This window comes from Fulvivirga ulvae (assembly GCF_021389975.1).
In the GTDB taxonomy this organism is placed as follows: Bacteria; Bacteroidota; Bacteroidia; order Cytophagales; family Cyclobacteriaceae; genus Fulvivirga; species Fulvivirga ulvae.
Map to the genome: position 1 here is coordinate 6,216,289 of NZ_CP089981.1, position 18,956 is coordinate 6,235,244.

The 18,956-nt window shown below is 43.4% G+C and carries 14 protein-coding genes; 2 read left to right on the forward strand and 12 right to left on the reverse strand.

The annotated features are described in order from the left end of the window. Nucleotides 1–140: 140 nt before the first annotated feature. From LVD17_RS26105 to LVD17_RS26160, 12 genes are all read right to left on the reverse strand, one after another. Nucleotides 141–302, reverse strand: coding sequence for a pinensin family lanthipeptide (locus LVD17_RS26105; RefSeq protein WP_233762928.1), 162 nt, complete (start codon nt 300–302; stop codon nt 141–143). 140 nt (nt 303–442) lie between these two features. Continuing rightward, complete coding sequence (locus LVD17_RS26110) at nt 443–2,905, reverse strand: TonB-dependent receptor (protein ID WP_233762930.1); 2,463 nt, start codon at nt 2,903–2,905, stop codon at nt 443–445. Next, on the reverse strand, nt 2,881–4,221 hold the full coding sequence (locus tag LVD17_RS26115; protein ID WP_233762932.1) for an HTTM domain-containing protein: 1,341 nt from the start codon (nt 4,219–4,221) through the stop codon (nt 2,881–2,883). Before LVD17_RS26115 ends, LVD17_RS26110 begins: the two co-directional genes overlap by 25 nt. A 10-nt stretch (nt 4,222–4,231) precedes the next feature. After that, nucleotides 4,232–5,347, reverse strand: a complete 1,116-nt coding sequence (locus LVD17_RS26120) for an imelysin family protein (RefSeq protein ID WP_233762934.1) — start codon at nt 5,345–5,347, stop codon at nt 4,232–4,234. 1 nt (nt 5,348) lies between these two features. Further along, nucleotides 5,349–6,473 carry a DUF4856 domain-containing protein gene (locus LVD17_RS26125; protein WP_233762937.1) on the reverse strand — a complete coding sequence of 375 codons (1,125 nt, stop codon included), beginning with the start codon at nt 6,471–6,473 and terminating at the stop codon, nt 5,349–5,351. A gap of 213 nt (nt 6,474–6,686) precedes the next feature. Continuing rightward, nucleotides 6,687–6,869 (reverse strand): T9SS type A sorting domain-containing protein, encoded by a 183-nt coding sequence (locus tag LVD17_RS26130; RefSeq protein ID WP_502798393.1) that lies wholly within the window; start codon nt 6,867–6,869, stop codon nt 6,687–6,689. Nucleotides 6,870–7,342: 473 nt separating this feature from the next. Beyond that, entirely contained in the window at nt 7,343–8,470 is a 1,128-nt protein-coding gene (locus LVD17_RS26135; RefSeq protein WP_233762942.1) for an imelysin family protein, read from the reverse strand. Beyond that, nucleotides 8,467–9,861 (reverse strand): di-heme oxidoreductase family protein, encoded by a 1,395-nt coding sequence (locus tag LVD17_RS26140; protein WP_233762944.1) that lies wholly within the window; start codon nt 9,859–9,861, stop codon nt 8,467–8,469. The genes LVD17_RS26135 and LVD17_RS26140 overlap by 4 nt, the downstream gene beginning before the upstream one ends. Before the next feature lie 108 nt (nt 9,862–9,969). Continuing rightward, nucleotides 9,970–11,145, reverse strand: a complete 1,176-nt coding sequence (locus LVD17_RS26145; protein ID WP_233762946.1) for an imelysin family protein — start codon at nt 11,143–11,145, stop codon at nt 9,970–9,972. 517 nt (nt 11,146–11,662) lie between these two features. Beyond that, nucleotides 11,663–12,919, reverse strand: a complete 1,257-nt coding sequence (locus LVD17_RS26150) for a DUF819 family protein (RefSeq protein WP_233762948.1) — start codon at nt 12,917–12,919, stop codon at nt 11,663–11,665. A gap of 51 nt (nt 12,920–12,970) precedes the next feature. Further along, nucleotides 12,971–13,609 carry an NUDIX hydrolase gene (locus tag LVD17_RS26155; RefSeq protein WP_233762950.1) on the reverse strand — a complete coding sequence of 213 codons (639 nt, stop codon included), beginning with the start codon at nt 13,607–13,609 and terminating at the stop codon, nt 12,971–12,973. Continuing rightward, nucleotides 13,606–14,673, reverse strand: coding sequence for a lipocalin-like domain-containing protein (locus LVD17_RS26160; RefSeq protein ID WP_233762952.1), 1,068 nt, complete (start codon nt 14,671–14,673; stop codon nt 13,606–13,608). The genes LVD17_RS26155 and LVD17_RS26160 overlap by 4 nt, the downstream gene beginning before the upstream one ends. A gap of 118 nt (nt 14,674–14,791) precedes the next feature. On the opposite strand from LVD17_RS26160, the gene LVD17_RS26165 reads away from it, so the two are divergent. Together LVD17_RS26165 and LVD17_RS26170 are read left to right on the forward strand one after the other, a co-directional pair. Next, the gene (locus tag LVD17_RS26165) at nt 14,792–15,760 is read left to right on the forward strand and encodes a hypothetical protein (RefSeq protein WP_233762954.1); all 969 of its coding nucleotides are present in this window, start codon (nt 14,792–14,794) and stop codon (nt 15,758–15,760) included. A 175-nt stretch (nt 15,761–15,935) separates the two neighbouring features. Next, complete coding sequence (locus LVD17_RS26170; RefSeq protein ID WP_233762956.1) at nt 15,936–18,956, forward strand: SusC/RagA family TonB-linked outer membrane protein; 3,021 nt, start codon at nt 15,936–15,938, stop codon at nt 18,954–18,956.

An 18,956-nucleotide genomic window follows, 5' to 3' on the forward strand; every position in this document is an offset into this window, starting at 1 on the left:
CTGAAATTATCGTATAAATGGTAATAATGTTTATCCTGACATCCGGAGGGTGACCCTACAAAGCAGAAGACTATTGGGAAAAGGAAGCGTCTGATAAATGGACTGCATCACAGGCGAAGCATAATGCAGCCCTTAATAGTTTACCTTTCAGCATAGTAACAAGCAAAAATGCAAGTCTCGGCACCAGTGGCATAGCATGCAACTGTGTTACCGCCCTTCACTGTGTTTACTTCACCCTTTGCGAAGTCAGTTACAAAGCTCTTTACTTTCAGGTCGTTGATTGATAGTTTGCTCTTTTTCATGATGTTAAATTGATTTAAAGCTTCCCTCACTTCATGGTGTAAAGGATTTACCATGATGCAATCTCAGAAATTTTAAAAGACCATAACATCACCGCTAACGGGGATTTTGACACATACCTGCTTACGGCTAAGGCAGTTACCTAAAATTTAAGCTCAAGAGTCAGGTAAAAAGTCCTGCCATCTGCCGGGATAATACCCGGCCCGGGGTAGCCTGATGCCCTTCGGGTGAAATATTTATTATCCGTGAGGTTGTTAATGCTGGCTTCCAGCTTTGCAAACTTATACCGATAACTGGCAGAAAGATCCATAACATAATAAGTAGGTATGGGACCGGATACAGCCCCGGGAACCATGTCATCTGCATTGGTTGCATCTGTAAAATGCTTCTGAACATATGAATATTGATAGGTAACCCTGAAGTGGTTATGTATAAAAGATAACCCCGTACGCAAACTGAATGGAGGCACCAGTTCCACTTTATTACCTTCTATGGCTTCCTCTTTACTTTCAAGATACCTGGCATCTATTACAGATGCGTTGACGAATACATTGAGACTATTTTGTGAATCTACCCCAAGGGCGTTAAACAGCTCCAGTTCGCCGAAAGCTTCAAGTCCAGTGCTGTAAGCATCAGAAATATTTCCCCTGTACCGGTAAACCCTGAAGTTAACTGTGTCCTTTTTCTGGATAGCGCTTATACGATCATTATATCGAAGATAGAAGAGGCTTATATCATAGTTGAATTTCCCAGCTTTGTTTCCCCTGATCCCAAGGTCAAAATTATAGCCGAATTCATCTTTGATATCAGGGTCTACCACGAGGTTAGGGTTAACTACTCTGATATCATTAAAGTTGATAGACTTGTAGTTTTGCGAGAAGTTAGCATAAACTTCCCTGTGCTTTAGCTTATAGCTCAGGCCCAGGCCAAAAAACATGAAAGATCTGGATCGCTCTCTCGACTCATATTCCTGATAAGTAGAGTCTTTTTTCAACCCGGTGACAGGGTCTTTTACAAAAGTGCTTTGTTGATAATAGCCATCCGCGCCGGTATATATATGCTCGAAACGTGCCCCGGGTGTAATGCTAAACTTCTCGGTAATATCAAAAATGTTCTCAGTGAATATCGATATATTCTCACTGGGGAGGTCAAAATCAGAATCTTCCAGATTATCAGGGTTTAGAAATGTAAAGTGGGGCTCAGCCGTAGCATCAGCCAGTCCCTGCTTTCTATCCGTAGAACCATTGTAGTACCTCGCTCCTACAAGTGCAACCGCTTGTCTGTCTCCTATATTATAATTGTAGATCAGCCGGGTTTCATTGCCGAAGTTATGAAACTCATCGGAAAACAGGTTTCTTTCTTGTTCAAGTTCATCCGTGCGGTCTATTCTGCCAAGATTCCCAAGGGCATCCCGGCCTCCGATGAGCGCAAAAGTCCTGACATTTAACTTTAGTTTATTATTGATCCTGTAGTCAATGGTATTGGCAAATAAGTTCCAGTTTACCTGAAACCAGTTTCTTCCCCGTATCGACTGCCGGGGGTTCTCAATAAAAAACTGATCAGTAAGACCACCTGGCTGCTGCGCCAGATAATCCATAAAAGTGTACTCAAGTTTCACAGAAAACCTGTCAGAAGCATTATATTTCAGGGCTCCATAGGCCATTTTAGAGTCAAAGGAGCTGTTCTCTCTCCACCCGTTTCCCCTCTTGTATTGAAAAAAGGTGTAGTAATTCCACTTTCCTACTGTACCTCCCAGGCTATTAAAAGTGCTGTAGAAGCCGTACGAACCAACCGTATTACGCGTAACACCTTCAATTTTCTTATCCTCAGGACCCTCTTTCATTATAAAGTTCAGTAACCCTCCAAACTGTGTTCCGTACTGCAGGGAAGCAGCTCCTCTCACCACTTCTATGCGCTCCACAGCCTCTGTTGCAGGTGTATAGTAGCTTTCCGGATACCCTAAAGCATCGGCACTGATATCATAGCCATTTTGCCTTACATTAAAGTTTGCAGTCCTGCTGGGGTCAAGCCCCCGGGCACCTATTCCCAACTGAAGGCCTGCACCGTCGCTTTCCCATATGTTCAGGCCGGGAACTTTGGCATAAACCTGCCGGCTGTTGTTTACTGCAAGGTTAGCAGTGATATCACGAAGTTCAATAACTTCATTTTTCTTAGCCTCATATATAGCGGCTCCCTCTACTGCCTGGAGCCTTCGAATGCCTGAAGTTTCCTCTCTATCGCTCTTTATAGTTACATTATCCAGTTCTGCTGAAAGTTCATTTAGCTGGAAATCGACACTCACTTTTTGATTTTCTGAGGTAAGGATCACCTCACGGGACAATGTGGCTCTGCCAATGGAAAAGGTGGCCAGCGTATATGTTCCATAAGGAATGTCTTTTAATTCGTAGCGTCCTCTTTTGTCCGTAGAGGTAATATACCTGGTATTTTGTAAAAAGACTTCAGCATCAGCAACGGGCTGACCCTCGGCAGACTTAACCGTTCCGGTTATGATGCCCTGAGCGCCGGCTTGCACCGCTATTAAAACAAAAAACAGGGTAATGTACTTAAACTTTACTTTCATTAATTCCAGTAGGATAAAATCCATTTTTTATGCCTGAACCCATCCTGTTCTTTTGTAAGGTCCACTTCAGGATCTATTAACAAGCGACTACCTCTGCCGTTTAGGGTTACATAGGCCTCCGCTCTGATTTCAGGGTCTTTTATGCCTTGTTTTATATATTGCTGCTCTAAAAACTGAGCATATTGTAAGATCATATCAGGCTGGGTCGACATCTGTTTTTCCTGCACAGGGGTTAAATAATCATGCGCATATGCCTCCCATTCACGTCCTGTTTCCGGGTCTTTTACATGAAAAATCACATAGCCGGCTTTCTCCATGAGCATCACTCTCCATGAAAATCTGTAGCCCTGCTCTGTCCAGAAAAGCTTTCCGGGGTAAAGAGCAAAACGCCATGGCAGCATGACCTGAACCATTAAAAACAGACCGAAGAAGCCCATGATCCACTTACTGGCGGCAGGCGCGGCATATTCGGGCGGTGTGCCTGCTCTGTAAATTCCCATACGCTGCAAAGCAACACTTAACTTTTTAATTAAACCCTGATGAAAATCAGGAGAAAAGAAAATAGATGTTGCAAGTATCATGATAAACGGAAACATTCCAATTGGGAACAGTAACCATGTAAATATATGAAAGGCAATTACCGCTATGTATGCATAGGATCTTGTACGTTTGTAAAACAAAAAGAAGGGAATGGAGAGATCATACACTGCTCCAAACCAACTAAAAAAATAGGCTACCCATACTTTTTCGAATAAAAAACCTACAACGGGTATATGTGCATTGGGAGGAAGCCATATTCTTAACGGCAAAGCCTCGATCAGCCAGTCATAATTGAGTTTGGCTACACCTGCATAGAAATATACCAGTGCCAGCTGCAGCTGAATGATAAGGATACACCAATAAGGTATCTTACTTACATGAAGTGATGGTTTACGCAAAACATCCAGGGAAAAATGCCGATGTGCAGGTAAAAAGATCATCACCAGGCTTACAAGACTTACAAAATAGTAGTGATTCAGATAATTTGTTTTGTCAATGAGCTCTACGTAGGTAAATATGAGGAAAAATACTGAAGCAGATATTTTATAAAAAGCTCCTGCCATCACAAACAGCGCAGCGATGGCCATAATTATAAATAACACATAAATGCCAGGCTCACCGGGTGGCTCTATCCATTCAAAGCCATAATAAGAGAAGAAAAAGCGCGGCATCAGGTATTGTGAATCTACCCAGCCGTTTAGCATAAACCGCACTACACTCACGAACATTATAAAGCCAAAAAGCACCCTGAAAACAATTAAGGGTGCAATTGATATTGGCTTATATACAAAGTTTCGCATGATCTATGCTCTAATCGCCATCATTGTCCTGATAAGTAATCAACACACCAAGTGCCGAGGGCATATCAGCCTTTAACAGAACTACCAGCTTCTGAAGCTCAGTATACGCTTCATCCGCAGGTGTTGGGTTCACCTCCACGGTTTCTTGATATGGCGAAGGTATTTCACTCACCTCTTTCATTGCACTTTCAAACTGCTGTTTAATGGCATCAGAAAGCAGGCCTCCATTGTACTGCGCATTAATGCTCGTAAGGTAGTCATAGAAACTAACCTTGTCACCGGTTACTCCTATACCCATGTAAAAATTGTAAAGCGCCTCAAGGTTTTCGGAAGCCAGTGAAATGGACAAGCCACTATAGCCGGCCTCTACCTCGCCCGGAATAGGAATGCCCTGAGATCTCTTACCCAACGGAATACCTATTTTGCCATCACGGGCCTCCCGTTCTACAAATTTATTCAGTTCATTGACCATCAGCCCAACGCTGCTTCCCACATCAGTGCCATCACTATTGATAAATACCGATCTGTAATCTTCCCCTGCGGAAGCCCACCCGGCAGCTACCTCAGATACTCTTGAACGCATATCTGCCGCCACTGCCAGTAAATAATCTCTTCTATTGGTAGCATTACCATCAGTGGTGTACATATCAATTATGGCCTGGTCTGTATCACCAATACCATGTAGCAGATAGCCAACCGCCGGCAGGCCTTTTTCATCCTGACCGGAAAGGGTACTAAAATCGTACGTACCGTTAGTAACATTACTCTCAATAGAGATGTGATCAGCCGGAAAGGAGTTAACCGAGCTCATCAGTAAAACATCGAATGCAGGGCCAAACTCCCAGAAGGAAGATCTTTGCCATGCATGGTAAGCCTCGTTAAATGCAACACGAGAGGCTGTAAGGGTAGCAACATCAGGTGTGGTTATGAACGCATTGATTGCGTCGTCTAACGCGATAACTTCTTTATTCAGTGTATCATACGCCGGTATGATAATATTGTCGGCCAGATCTTCCAGCATCACTTTACGATCAAAACCGGGAGTGTCACCCCCGGTTTCGTCGTCACTGCAGCTTGTAACTACAATAAAGTTTAATAATAATATCGCAGCAAATACTCTTTTCATTTTACAATTGATCTTTCACAGATTCCAGGGTAGGATATGCCGCTATAATAGTAGCCTTGGCATTCTGTATTCCCGCAAGGCTCACTTCCCAGAAGTTACCGTCTGTCCCTAAATCAGTATTTAATATTTCGTTGATCTCAGCCTGAGTAATTTTCTTAACAGGGCTGTATTGCAAGGCTTTTACAAATGCGTATCCTTCAGACAGGTGATGTAGCAAATTACCCTGATCTCCGGCACTTAAGTCGCTCATTGCCTGGTTAAGGTAATGAACTGCAGTAGCAGCCGCCACCAGCTCATGTCCTTCATAGATGATTGCTTTCTGCTCATTTTTAACATCATTTCTTTTAGCTACAATGGCAGCCCTGCCGGTCAGGTAGGCATCCATCAGCAGGCTGTTTACCCCTAAAAGTTCATCACGGCCATTGGTATAGTTAGCCCAGAACCTTTTGTCAGTGTCAGACAAAACAGGGTTACCATTAGGAAAATCAACAGGAACACCCCAATATCCGAAAGCTTCATCCCAGTGGTGCTCCATGGCAGTATAGTTTTCGCCATCCACTAATGTTTCGTTGTCTACATCATCGCCTGTTTTAGCATCTGATAAATAAGCGTTATAAATCTGGTTGTAGAACACGGCTCCCATCAATCCCTTTTCGATAAACTGGGTAAATTCCCATCCTTTTTCATTTACAAGAATGAATTTGGTGCCTCTTTCCACTAGTCCGGCCTGACCATTGCTGGCAGCATCTTCTGAGTTACTGGCCGCTTCTGCTTCTGCAAACAAGTCTTTAAACCATTGTACATCAGAAGCAAAAGTTTTATCTTCCAACTGCTTGGTAGATGCATTAAGATCTGCACTGGTAAAAGCGTCGTTTTCATTGGCATACATGTTCAACAACTTAGAGGCTTCTACAGGTTCTCCTGCATCTCCGGCAGAAAGGTAGCTTTTGATTTCAGTAACCATATTCAGGCGATCAATTTGCCCCTGGTAACTTACAGTTGACTGGCCGTCTCTTGTAAATTCGTAAGTAGCCGGCACCTCCACATCAGGTTGATTATCTTCGTCATCATCACAAGAAAACAATACAGAGACAAACAACAGGCTATAAAGTAATTTTAATTTCATCAGTGGTTTAGATTATTCTTATTTAGACTTCATTTAAATAGCGACGCAAATATAGCAGGCTCTGCGCAGTCATCAAATTTTGTTTAGAATAATTTTAAATAAAAATAACTTATTGATATTCAGTCTTTGCCCCCTGATATAAAAAGGGCTCCCGGACGCTGCACATTCCGAAAGCCTTCTTTTAAATAAATCTATCCCGGACTTGATTGAGAATTATTCTATCTGCAGTTGCTGCGTAAAGTATTCCTCGCGGTTTTGTACATGAACAATGTACAGCCCGGCCGTGAGCCTGCGGATATCCAGGGCTTTGTTAATATCATGATCCCTGAATTCCAGCCTGGTTACTCCCATTTTGTCCGTAATGTTAATGTCATATATAACGGAGAATGCAAACAAAAATGCAGTCCGTGTTTCAAACAGCTCATTTCGCCCTTTATGTTACATGCTCCTTAAGGTTTTAATTGGCTTGACTTTCTCAGAGGAGTGGTAAATCCGGGCTATTGCTAACCCATAAGCCTTGCTAAAATAAAAAGCGGTATATAACTACCCGAATATATACCGCTGCATGCAAAGACTCGTGCAAGCTTCTGTTATGGATGAGAAAACCATCAAATGGAAAATTGACATACACTTTAAGCGAAATAGAAGCATGGGAAAATTCGGCTTTGTTGTGAGGCCAGGTCATATTCACAAAAGGTATGGAACAGCCTCTGCCCTATGGTAATACCACTGTCAGTGCTACAGAACAGTTAAGCTTTACCAAACTTTTGAAAGTCTAGTAAAGCCGCTGTTTAGTTCTGCCAGCTGCCATTTAAACAAGTTTGTCCCAATCGGAAACATGTTTGGACAGGCGGCCGAGATGCCCTTATTTAATCGCCATCATTGTCTGAGAATGTAACCAGCAAGCCCAGGCTCGACATCATATCGGTCTTAACGTAAATAGTGAGCTTTTGCAGCTCTGTGTATAGCTTATCCACTTTAACGGGTTCATCGGTCAAAGCTTGTTTTAAGGGCATGTCAATGGCTTCGGTTGCGGTGATGCAGGCGTCTATCTGCTGGGCAATCACTACAGATAGTTGCTCGCCCTGATATTGGGCATTTACGCCATCTAAGTATTCTTCAAAGCCACTCCTTTCACTACCACTGTCCGTATCTCCGGTGTACACCTGTTTGATAGAGGTCAGGTTTTGCAGTATCAACTCAAGGGACTGCAGGCTGTGGGGCGCCTCAACATCTTCGGGAAAGATAGTGCCACCACTCTTCTTGCCCAGAGGAATGCCTACTTTCTCATTTTTTATAATTTCTACTAACTGGATAAGGTTATTGGCCAGAATGTTTGCCGAGCTGCTGATGTCTTTGCCATTGGCATTGATAAACTCCGTTACATAATTACCTTTATCGGCCGTCCATTCGTTATCAATCTGTAGGGTAATTTCAGCCAGGTTTACGGTCAGTGCTTTTAAAAAGTCGCTTCTGTTTTGATTGTCAACAAATGCCTGAACTATAGCTGCATTGTCAAGCTCATCGTCAAAGATCAGATATTCTATTGCAGGCAGGCCTTTTGTGGATGATCCCAGGTTTTTCACAAAATCATTATCGATGGCCTCCGTGGTTTCCAGCACCGAGCTGATATTCGAAATATTGGTTGGCCAGTTATCAATACTGGTCATGAGGTTAAGCTGGTCTATAGGTCCAAAGTTGAACATTTCAGCCATTTTATAACTTTTGGCTGCTATTAGCCAGTCACTCTGCACTTTTGCAAGGTTGTCAACCGTAGGAGTTTCTGCAAAAGTGACTGCAGATACTTCCAGAAGGGCTGTCTTTGCTGAGAAATCACTATAGGAAGCTACTACAATATTAGTCCCGATATTTTCAAGGAGTTTTGTCCTGTCAAAGTTATCTGCACTTTTTTCATCATCATCCCCACATGATACCAGGGTTGAAATGAGCACCATCCCAACCAGCATACCTGACATTTTTGTATAATACCTGTTCATAAAGATTCTAAAAATTTTATTAGTGCTTCACGCTCTTGCTTTTCCATTTGTACAAAAGCCTGCTTTGCAGCCTCTGCCTCTCCCCCATGCCAAAGAATAGCTTCTTCAAGGTTCCTGGCCCTGCCGTCGTGTAAATAAAATGTATGGTCATTTACAATTTTAAACAAGCCAATGCCCCACAAAGGAGGGGTACGCCATTCTGCCCCGGTGGCCTGATAATCCGGACGGTTATCTGCAAGCCCCTCTCCCATATCGTGGATGAGCAGGTCGGTGTAAGGCCGTATGGTCTGGTTGGCAAATTCAGGAAAATCTGCATTATACCCTGTCTCAACCTTCGGAATATGGCACGCACTGCAGTTGGCACCTAAGAAAAGCCGCTTGCCTTGCAGTACCACATCATCTTTCCAGTCCCTTCTTTTTGGCACAGCCAATGTGCCGGAATATAAAGTTACCTTTTCTAGTATGCTCTCCTTCAACTCAGGCTCTCCCCCCTCCGGACTTTCTTTACATGCCGTCTGGCTATCCATGCAGTCCTGCTCGGGAAATACGGAAGAGGTTATACCAATATCGCCAAGAAAAGCTCCTGCTGTTTGCTGACGTAACGTTGGCTGATTGGCTTTCCAGCCGAAACGACCAATGGCCTGTGTTTCTTTTTCAAAGTCCCATACCCTGTTTATTCTGCCTGAGATGCCATCACCGTCGACATCATCAGGATCGGCCATAGCCATGAGTGTGCTTTCATCGATGGATGCCAGCAGGCCCAGACCGACCATGTGCGGTGCTACCCTTGGAGAAACCATTGCCCCGGCAGCCAGGCTACCATAAGAACCGTTGGTAAATGTATAGGTGGGTTTACGGAGGGAATAAGTAGTTCCATCGGCATAGCTGCCAGTCACCTCCTGATAAGTTACTTCCATATCACCTTCGGCAGGAACTCCTAAAATGGATAATGGGTTGAGCTGGCCTCCATAATTCGGGTCGGCCAATGGCCCACCGTGGGCACTGGTGCCGGGTATACTAAGCCTGTATAGCATAGATGGGTCTTTATCATCCGGGGAAAGCCGGGGGCGTCCGCGCCCATCCTTAAAATGACATGAAGAACATGACCGGGCATTAAACAACGGCCCCAGACCATCCAGGTCTTCTGTAGAAGAAGGCGATGTTACCCAGTTTCTGTTAAAAAAGGAATTGCCAACAACAAATTGTAAATCCCTGTCACCCTCCAGATTCGGAGCCGGGTTGCCAAATGCATTTACAGAAACATCAGAAACAGTGACGTCGCCACCGGAAAACTCTTCTCCCTCTTCTAAAGCAATATTAATATCGTCGTCCTCGCCACAAGCCAAAAGCGACAAACATGATACAAACAAAAAATATTGAAGCAGTCTCATGAACTCTTAATAAGAAATTAAAATCAATGGGGCAAAGTCAAAGTTTTAAACAACAAAGCCACCCACGGTGACATGGGTGGCAAAGATATGATCTTTTACATATTAAAACTAAATGTCGCTGGGATCCAAAGTAAAGCCGAACAAGGCCGAAACCTCTGCAACTTTATCACCCTGCTGACGAAGAAGGTCTATAGCTGTTTCGATTCTTGCGCGTCCTGCATCATTTAAAAATTCCTGGTCAAAAGGAGCCTGAATATCCTCAGTAGCATCAACAGAGCTGTTCAGTAAAGTCTCCAATTCTGAGTTAAGGCTTGTATTCAGTATAGCTACCAGTGTATTAATACCGGCACCAGAAACTACCGTTCCGTCCACCCTGGTGTATGACCCGAAGTAAACATTTTTAATTCCCTGGGCATTGGTAACAATATCTCTGTGGGTGTTGTCTGAGAAACAAGAGTGCTCATCTTCCTTACTTTTTTCATCATAAGCAACGAACATTCTTTCTCCAGCCAATTCACCTTTACTCAGTTTACCCATTCCTGCCAACATGCCTTCAAGTGAACTATCCAGATTTGCGCTGGCAGTAAATGTTGCCCGGTAAGCCCCATTAGGCGCCCATTCTGACACAAGGTATTCAAGATCATCTATCAAAAGATCGACAGCCGCTTTCAGGTAGGTACCTCTTCTTTCGCAGTTATCTCCTGTGCAATTGTCTACATCATAATCAGTAGCAGGTCTCTCTCCTCCACCGGGTCCGTCACTCAGGTCCTGACCCCAAAGTAAAAATTCAATAGCGTGATAACCAGAACTGATATTGGTTTCGCTACCAGCTTCGTTTTGGCTCGCAATCAACTCTTTATTTATCGTTGGAAAGTTTGCTGCGTCCTGTATGATGCTGCTTGTACCGCCACCATTCACATAATCAATATAGGCTTCATCAAGCGGCCAGGCATTGAGCTGTCCCTCAGGACCATCTTCGTCATCAATAGGTCCTCCGTAAAAACGAAATACTTCAGACTGACCATAAGGCTCGCGAGCTTCAAGCCATGCGGTTTTTGCAGCTTCAAGGTTTATTTCTGTCGGATCTGCCACCAACGCATCTATGGCAGTACTCAGATCTTCAGCCGTGCTGAGAGCATCGGAATAAGTAGCATAAACTATATTGGCATAGTTGTCAACTACGTCTTGCTTGTCGGTTGATGAAACACTGGGGCTTTCGTCATCATCACCGCAGGAAAAGAAAACAGTGGCTGCTAAGGCCACCATTAATAATTTAGATTTCATATTTTAGGTTAAGCTTTATTTGGAATTAATATAAATAACAAGGCAAATATATCAGGTCTGACTCTTGAGACAAACCTTATTTGGATTTATTTTAAATAAAAATAAAAGATTGATGATCAGGGTTGTTGAGTCAACCGTAGTCAATCAAACGGGTTACGCCTTGTAACTCCGAAGCAGCGCCGATGTTAAACCCAGCTTTACTAAGCCTGGGAGAATTAGTAAAGCTAAACAGTTGCTAACCTCATAAGCCTGACTAAAAACCAATTGACCATGCCATACCAAAGAAACGAAGAACTGCTGATCGGGTGCCATGCACCGGCACGAGCAGCCCTGCATATAAAAATGCAGGGGTCCTTATTATTGATATTATCACTGTCAGTACTACAGAACAGTTAAGCTTTACCAAACTTTCAAAAGTTTAGTAAAGCCGTTGTTTAGTTTTGACGGTTGCTATTTAAATGGAGGTACCATTGACTAAACTTATAAGAATGCAGCACGATCAAAAAAACAGTAAGTTCTATTTAGCCGCTACCTGCATAAGGATACCACAAAGCCAGGCTCCATAGGTGCCCAACGCATAACCCAATACTGCCAGTAACACGCCGACAGGGGCCAATGCAGGATGAAAGGCCGCAGCCAAAACGGGTGCTGAGGCCGCTCCGCCAATATTGGCTTTACTACCCACCGCCAGGAAGAAATAAGGTGCTTTGATCAACTTGGCAATAATAATGAGCAGTGCAACATGTATGGCCATCCAGATCAGCCCAACCAGAAAGAAGCCCGGGTTTTCGAGAATAGCAAGCACATCCATCTTCATACCAATGGTAGCGACGAGTATAAATATAAAAACGGTACCGATCCTGGAGGCTCCTGCTCCTTCGAGTTCGCGAAGTTTGGTAAAAGAGAAAATTACGCCAATAGTTGTCGATATGACTACAATCCAGAAAAACTCGGCGTCCAGACTGAAATTTTTAAGGTAAGGTGCGTTTTCTGCAATATAAGGAGCCACAATATCAGCAATAAAATGTGAGAAACCTGTTGCTCCAAAGCCAATGGCCAAAATGATCATCAGGTCTGCTACTGAAGGGATTTTGGCAATACTCAGGCTATAAGCTTCCATTTTATTTTTCAACTTGGTAATGGCACTGCTGTCAGCCTTTAGAAAGTTGTCGATATCATCGGCACGGCCTATTCCCAACAGCAAAGCAGCCATCCAAAGCTCGGCAACGATAACATCTACAGTAATGCTTACAGAAAAGAGACTGTCGGATGGCTGGAATAATTCATACATGGCTGCCTGATTGGCACTACCCCCAATCCAGCTTCCTGCAATTGTTGTCATACCGCGCCAAACTGCATCAGGACCTATGCCTCCTACGAAATCAGGATCTATAGCTGAAACAATCAGTATGGCCAACGGCCCCCCTATCACTACGCCGACAGTAGCCGTAAGGAACATAACCACAGCTTTGGGGCCCAGCCTGATAATTTCTTTCAGGTCAACACTAAGTGTAAGCAGCACAAGGCAGGCGGGCAACAGATACCTGGAAGCCACAAAATAGAGCCTGGACTCTTCAGCATCTACCAGACCGAAAGTATTTAGCAATGACGGAAGGAAATAGCAAAGAAGTATGGTGGGTATAACTTTGTAAAATTTTTGCCATCCCGGGCTCTTGTTGGCTGCCGTTTTAAATACTACAGCCAGAATAGTCATTAAAATACCAAAAATAACGGCATCGTTGGTAAAAAAAGGCTTAAAATGTTCTTCTTCCATGGGGTATCGAAAAGTTTTTAAGATGCCAAACTAATCGATAATTGATAAGAATTACAAATTCAGCTCCATTTCGCGCACCAGTGCGACCAGCTCGGCAAGCATCATTGCTGTTGCTCCCCATACCACCTTTCCGTCAATATCAAAGAATGGGGCATTTAACCGGTAGTTACCCCTTACCAGTATATCTTTTCTTTTCAGTGTTGTTTCTTTGATCAGCTCTGACAAAGGAACCTCAATGAGTGCCTTCACCTCATACGGATCAAGCGTAAAAGCAGGATATTCATCAACATAGCCTACTACCGGTGAGACACGGAAATTACTGGGTGGAATGTAGAGGTCGGTAAGCCTGCCTATTATCTGAACATCCGACTTTTGTACGCCAATCTCTTCATAGGTCTCTCGCAGGGCGGTAAATTCCAGATCAGGGTCACCCTCCTCCCATTTGCCTCCGGGAAAACTCACCTGTCCACCATGCGTTCCTCCGTAATCATGACGCTGGGTAAGAGGCAGGTATATTTCATTACCTTTAGGATACAGCAATACCATCACACCACCCAGGCGTACATCATTCCTGTTGAGGTCAAAACGCGCTTCGGTACTCTCCTTAGGCATCATTATTCGCTGCGCTTCAGCCCCCGGCAACGGTTTAGTAAGCCTCTCCTTCAAAAGATCTATAAATTCGTAAATCACTTTTTATTAAATGCGTCTCTATTCGTTAATTCAACATATGATTTGCCCGTAACCGGCTTCCCTTTTAACGCTCCGGTCACCGAACACATTCCCTCCCAGTAATAAAGTTTATAAAAGGCTGTAAAACCAACACCTAATTCCTGATCAGGAATACGGGCCTCTATAATAAGATCCAGATCCCGGCCGGGTACTTTCACACTCCACCTGACAGGGTAAACAGCACCGGACCTGCCACTCTTCCAGTATTCAAGCTCTTCCAGTACTATATCACCTTCGCGCAAAGTAAATACTTTGCCATCTTTATCATAATAACTTCCGCCAAACAGTACCCTATCATCACCAAAATGATGTAACCTGTAAAGCATGAGCTCACTTTGAGGCTCATCGAGCTGAACCGAGATCCAATCCCAGGCTACCTCCTTCTGCCAAACCCCTACACAGTTCCACTGCCTGTCGTACCACAATTCACCGGCTACTTTAATATTTTCACCTTTTATATTTAAATGTCCTTCCGCTTTAAGCCTCGGATATGAGTAATAGCCGGCTTTAGTGTATTTACCATAGGTTTCATACCCGGTGCCATTATGTAGCAGCACTGGCTTTAACGGCTTTGTTTTTAGTTCCACTTCAACAGGTTCCTTTTTCATGTTGGCCTTAATATGGTACTCTCCCATTTTGCCCTCCAGTCTGTGAGACCTGTGCATATCCTCTACCACGAGCCGAAGTGGTAATTCCGGTTTAAGCAGTGTATCTGATTTCTGTATTTTATAGTCATAAATAAACCTGCCACTTTCCGGATCAGTAATGGCAAAATTGGTCATCAGATAGTCGCTTTTGTTCCTTGGGTTAAAATGAAATATTACATACTCTATTCCATATTCATCTCCAGAGTCAACACCGTTAAGATGTCCGGTAAAATACCACCACTCCAGTGAATTTTTAAAATGCAGGGCTTCATCTACAGGTAAATTTGCTTTTTCATTGTAAACATCGCTGCCGTTATAGGGGGTAAATTTGCAAGAAACCAGTACAGGCAGGCATATCAAAATAAGTTTTTTCATCATCAGTTTAAACATCAATAAAATTAAGATGTTTGTATAATAAAATTGGTAATTTGTAATTATTATATAAGTTAAATCCTTGTTTTTAATGCCCGGGCGGATATTTCAGATTGTTTTACTTATGTTAAGTGTTATTCCTGCACTGGCTCAGGAGCCTATAGTTAATTGTACTGACTCTGTTTTCTGCGTACCCGGTGTTATAGGTTTACCACGTTCTAAAGGAATAGTTATAAAAAGGGAAATTGTCAGGGATTATTGGATAAAATCCGAATCAGGTGGTGGAAACTCTTCTGCCGAGGTAAGAAGGAACCGCCGCTGGGAAATGAAAGTAAGGGCTCCTATAATTTTAAAAGATGGCTTTAAAATGGCCGTAGGTGTCAAGTACTTTGTAGAAGAATTTAATTTCGAACAACCCGACAATCTTGACTATCCTTTTTATCAAAACCTGGAGAACCGATCTTTGAGAAGTATAAGAGGCGAGGTTTTTATGGTGAAACCTACCAGAACCAACAAATATTATCTGCTAAGGCTTAGCGGTGGTCTGAATGGCGATTACCAATCCGAATCGTTTGCCAAGAATGACTTTTTCAAATTTTCGATCTCTCCTTTAATTGGCTGGAAAAAAAATGATTATGTTTCCTATGCTTTCGGTATAGCCTTCAGCTATGGTTTTGGCCGGCGCTCAATATATCCGCTTATTGCTTATAACAAATCATTTAACAACCAGTGGGGCATTGAATCCATCCTGCCTGCCGAAGTAAAGCTGCGGTATAGTACCCTTAATCAAAAAAACTACTTTTATGCGAAGACTGAGCTGCATGGGTCCAACTACAGCATCAGGCTCGATGAAGCCAAAAATGACCTTGTATTTCTGGACAAATCTGAGATAAGGTTTCTTCTTACCTGGGAACGTGAGATCCATGACTGGCTTTGGTTTGGCATTGAAGGTGGCCTGAGGAGCAATATCAGCTTTGACCTGTCTAACAACGCTTCTATCAATTCGGATGTCATTGTAGAAAACAAGCTAAACTCCGCCTTTGTATACAACTTCAGCATTTTTGTAGTGCCTCCCCGGAAATTACTCAAATAATAATTTTTGAGCCTAACCCTATGCAAATCAGAGCATTTTCAGAATGAAATTTTGCAAAATCCCCCATTTTACGGGATAAACCACTGAAAATTACCCCCTTTACAAGTTTATATTTCGCTTTTTAATTTATACCTTAATCAGGCAATTTTTATGTCAAACCTAAAAACCGACAACTATGAAGAAAAATTACTATTTTCTTCTGGCTGCTTGCTTGAGTTTAATGCTCTCTCAGATTGCATACAGTCAGGAAAACACCGTCTCTGGAAGAGTGACGGAAACCAAAGGCGGTGAGCCTATTGCAGGCGTTAACGTTATCGTAAAAGGTACAACCAACGGTACCATAACTGATGGTAATGGTGAATATAGCCTTAAAGTAGATGACGGAACCTTTCTGGTCTTTTCATTTATCGGCTATAAAAATAAAGAAGCTGCGGTCACCGGCCCGCGGTTAGATGTTAAACTTGAGGAAGATGTAACAAGCCTGGAAGAGGTGGTGATCAGTGGACTCGCCTCAAATATAAAAAGGAGTAACCTGGCAAACTCGGTAGCTTCTATCTCTGCAAAAGAGATTATTGGTACCACCACCCCTCAAACGGTGGATGGCGCTCTTTACGGTAAGTTCAAGGGAGCTAATATTGTATCGAATTCAGGGGCGCCCGGAGGTGGTATAGCCGTAAAACTACGGGGTATTACTTCTATTACCGGCAGCTCTCAGCCGTTGTTCATTGTAGACGGGGTTTATGTAGATAACTCCTCCATCGCGGCAGGACTAAATGTGGTTTCTTCTGCTGCTGCCGGTGGTAGCTCCTCAAATCAGGATAACCCGTCTAACCGGATTGCGGATATATCTCCGGAAGATATTGAAACCATCGAGATCCTTAAAGGGGCATCTGCAGCCTCTATTTACGGATCACGATCTTCTGCGGGTGTAGTGGTTATAACCACTAAAAAGGGAACACCCGGAAAAACAAAAATACGACTGGAGCAGTCCGTCGGACAAACTTCTATCCTGAACCCTCTGGGTACCAGGACATTTACAGAACAAAGAATACGTAATACTTACTTTGCCCCTGGTGACAATGAGACTCCTCAGGAAACTGCCGAAAGGGAGGCTGCCGCAGCGGCAGAAATTTCAAGGTTCCAGAACGCCAGGGATGCAGGGCTTATCCACGACTATGAGGATGAGCTTTACGGCAACAAGGGGTTATTGCTCAACACGATGCTCAGCGCATCGGGCGGAAACGACGACACACAGTATTACGGTTCGTTCCTTAGAAAGGATGAGGAAGGTATCGTGAAAAATACGGGATATGAAAAAACTTCAATGAGACTAAATTTTTCACATGATATTGTCGAAAATGTAAATGTGGCCCTGACTTCAAACTACGTTCTTTCTACGGCCGACCGGGGTTTCTTCAACAATGATAATTCCGGTACTACTATGGGTATTTCATACATATCTACAAGACCATACACCCAGCTTTTCCCGGATGAGAATGGCAACTACCCGAACAACCCGGATGCGCCTTCCAACTTCCTGCAAACCAGGGATCTCATTACCAACCGTGAAGAAGTACAAAGGTTTATAGGAAGTGCAAAACTGGAGGCCACTCTTTTTCAAAGTGACAATATGCAATTAAAATTCATCGGTTTGGCCGGTTTGGATAGCTATACTTTAAAAACCACTGCCCTGTTCCCCAGAGAGCTTCAGTTCCAACAAGGAAACAACGGTACTGGAGGTGCCTCTATACAGGGCAGGACTGTACTGGAAAACAAAAACCTACAGGCATTCCTTGTTCACAGTTACTTCCCTTCTAATAAGCTGAGTTTTATAACACAGCTTGGGGTGCTCAAACTGGATTTCAACAGGAATACAACGCTTATCACTGCTACCCAGCTTATAGGTACGCAATCCAACCTCGACCAGGCCAGTGCTATAAGTGCTGAGCAAACTGTTCAACCTGAAGAAGACGCTGGTTTCTTCATCCAGGAGGAAGTTAACTTTGCCGATCAGATCATAGCTACTGTAGGTCTTCGGGCTGATAAATCATCCAACAATGGTGATGTAAACAAGCTCTTTTACTATCCTAAAGCCAACCTCGCATTGAATCTTCATGAATTTGGCTTTTGGGGTATTGAAGCTGTTAATTCCCTGAAACTAAGAGTAGCATACGGACAGGCCGGTAGATTTGCAACTTTTGGCTCCAAGTACACTGGCTTCGGTAGTGTAATTATAGACGGACAGGCCGGTTCTCTGATCGGCACTCAACTGGGTAACCAGGAAGTAGAACCCGAAAAGCAATCAGAAATTGAGGCTGGTTTTGACATAGGAGTTATAAACAATAGAGTATTGTTCGATTTCACATATTACAAGAAGAATGTAACAGACCTGCTCCTTAGTGCATTGGTACCTACTTCCACCGGATATACTCAACAGATCATCAATGGAGCTGAGCTGGAAAACCAGGGAATTGAAATGGGACTGAACGTACTGGCTATTGACAAGCCTGACCTGAAGTTTAACTCTTCCCTAAACTTCTGGTTCAACCGTTCGGAAGTCACAGAATTGAGAGTGCCGGCTTTCAACACAGGTGCATTCGGAGCGACACTGGGTACGCTTAGAATAGAAGAAGGGCAAAGTGCCACGCAACTTGTGGGTATAGACCCTAACAATCCTGGCGGTGTGACCAAGTGGGGTGATGCCGAGCCTGATTTCCAAATGTCGTGGAACAATTTTATCACCTGGAAAAACTTTGAATTTTCATTTTTGTGGCACTGGAAAGAGGGAGTTGAAAACGTAAACCTGTCAACACTTCTTACTGACCTTAACGGTACCAGTCCAGACTTTGACGATGGTGGACTTGATCCGACAGGGCAGTTACAAAACGGTCCTTACAGACTGTCTCAACTGGGTGTATCTGCTGAGCCTTTCGTAGAGGATGCTTCATATATCCGGCTGAGAGAAGTAGGCTTGTATTACAATCTTGATGAAGACCTGCTTCTTAATGTATTCAATGGTGTATTCACTGGTGTAAGAGTTGGTTTTTCAGGCTACAACCTGTTAAACTTCTTCGACTATAACAGTTACGATCCTGAAGTATCTAACTTCGGTGGCGACGGTCTTTCAACAGGTGTTGAAGTTACGCCGTTCCCCTCTGCAAAAAGATATTTTTTCCACCTGGCTTTAGAATTTTAA

Bases quoted from the DNA above. Each gene is read 5' to 3' on its own strand.
- LVD17_RS26160 (WP_233762952.1), bottom strand. From the start codon at position 14,673: ATGATGAAAAAACTTATTTTGATATGCCTGCCTGTACTGGTTTCTTGC.
- LVD17_RS26170 (WP_233762956.1), top strand. From the start codon at position 15,936: ATGAAGAAAAATTACTATTTTCTTCTGGCTGCTTGCTTGAGTTTAATG.
- LVD17_RS26115 (WP_233762932.1), bottom strand. From the start codon at position 4,221: ATGCGAAACTTTGTATATAAGCCAATATCAATTGCACCCTTAATTGTT.
- LVD17_RS26105 (WP_233762928.1), bottom strand. From the start codon at position 302: ATGAAAAAGAGCAAACTATCAATCAACGACCTGAAAGTAAAGAGCTTT.
- LVD17_RS26125 (WP_233762937.1), bottom strand. From the start codon at position 6,473: ATGAAATTAAAATTACTTTATAGCCTGTTGTTTGTCTCTGTATTGTTT.
- LVD17_RS26165 (WP_233762954.1), top strand. From the start codon at position 14,792: ATGTTAAGTGTTATTCCTGCACTGGCTCAGGAGCCTATAGTTAATTGT.
- LVD17_RS26110 (WP_233762930.1), bottom strand. From the start codon at position 2,905: ATGGATTTTATCCTACTGGAATTAATGAAAGTAAAGTTTAAGTACATT.
- LVD17_RS26145 (WP_233762946.1), bottom strand. From the start codon at position 11,145: ATGAAATCTAAATTATTAATGGTGGCCTTAGCAGCCACTGTTTTCTTT.
- LVD17_RS26120 (WP_233762934.1), bottom strand. From the start codon at position 5,347: ATGAAAAGAGTATTTGCTGCGATATTATTATTAAACTTTATTGTAGTT.
- LVD17_RS26135 (WP_233762942.1), bottom strand. From the start codon at position 8,470: ATGAACAGGTATTATACAAAAATGTCAGGTATGCTGGTTGGGATGGTG.
- LVD17_RS26140 (WP_233762944.1), bottom strand. From the start codon at position 9,861: ATGAGACTGCTTCAATATTTTTTGTTTGTATCATGTTTGTCGCTTTTG.
- LVD17_RS26150 (WP_233762948.1), bottom strand. From the start codon at position 12,919: ATGGAAGAAGAACATTTTAAGCCTTTTTTTACCAACGATGCCGTTATT.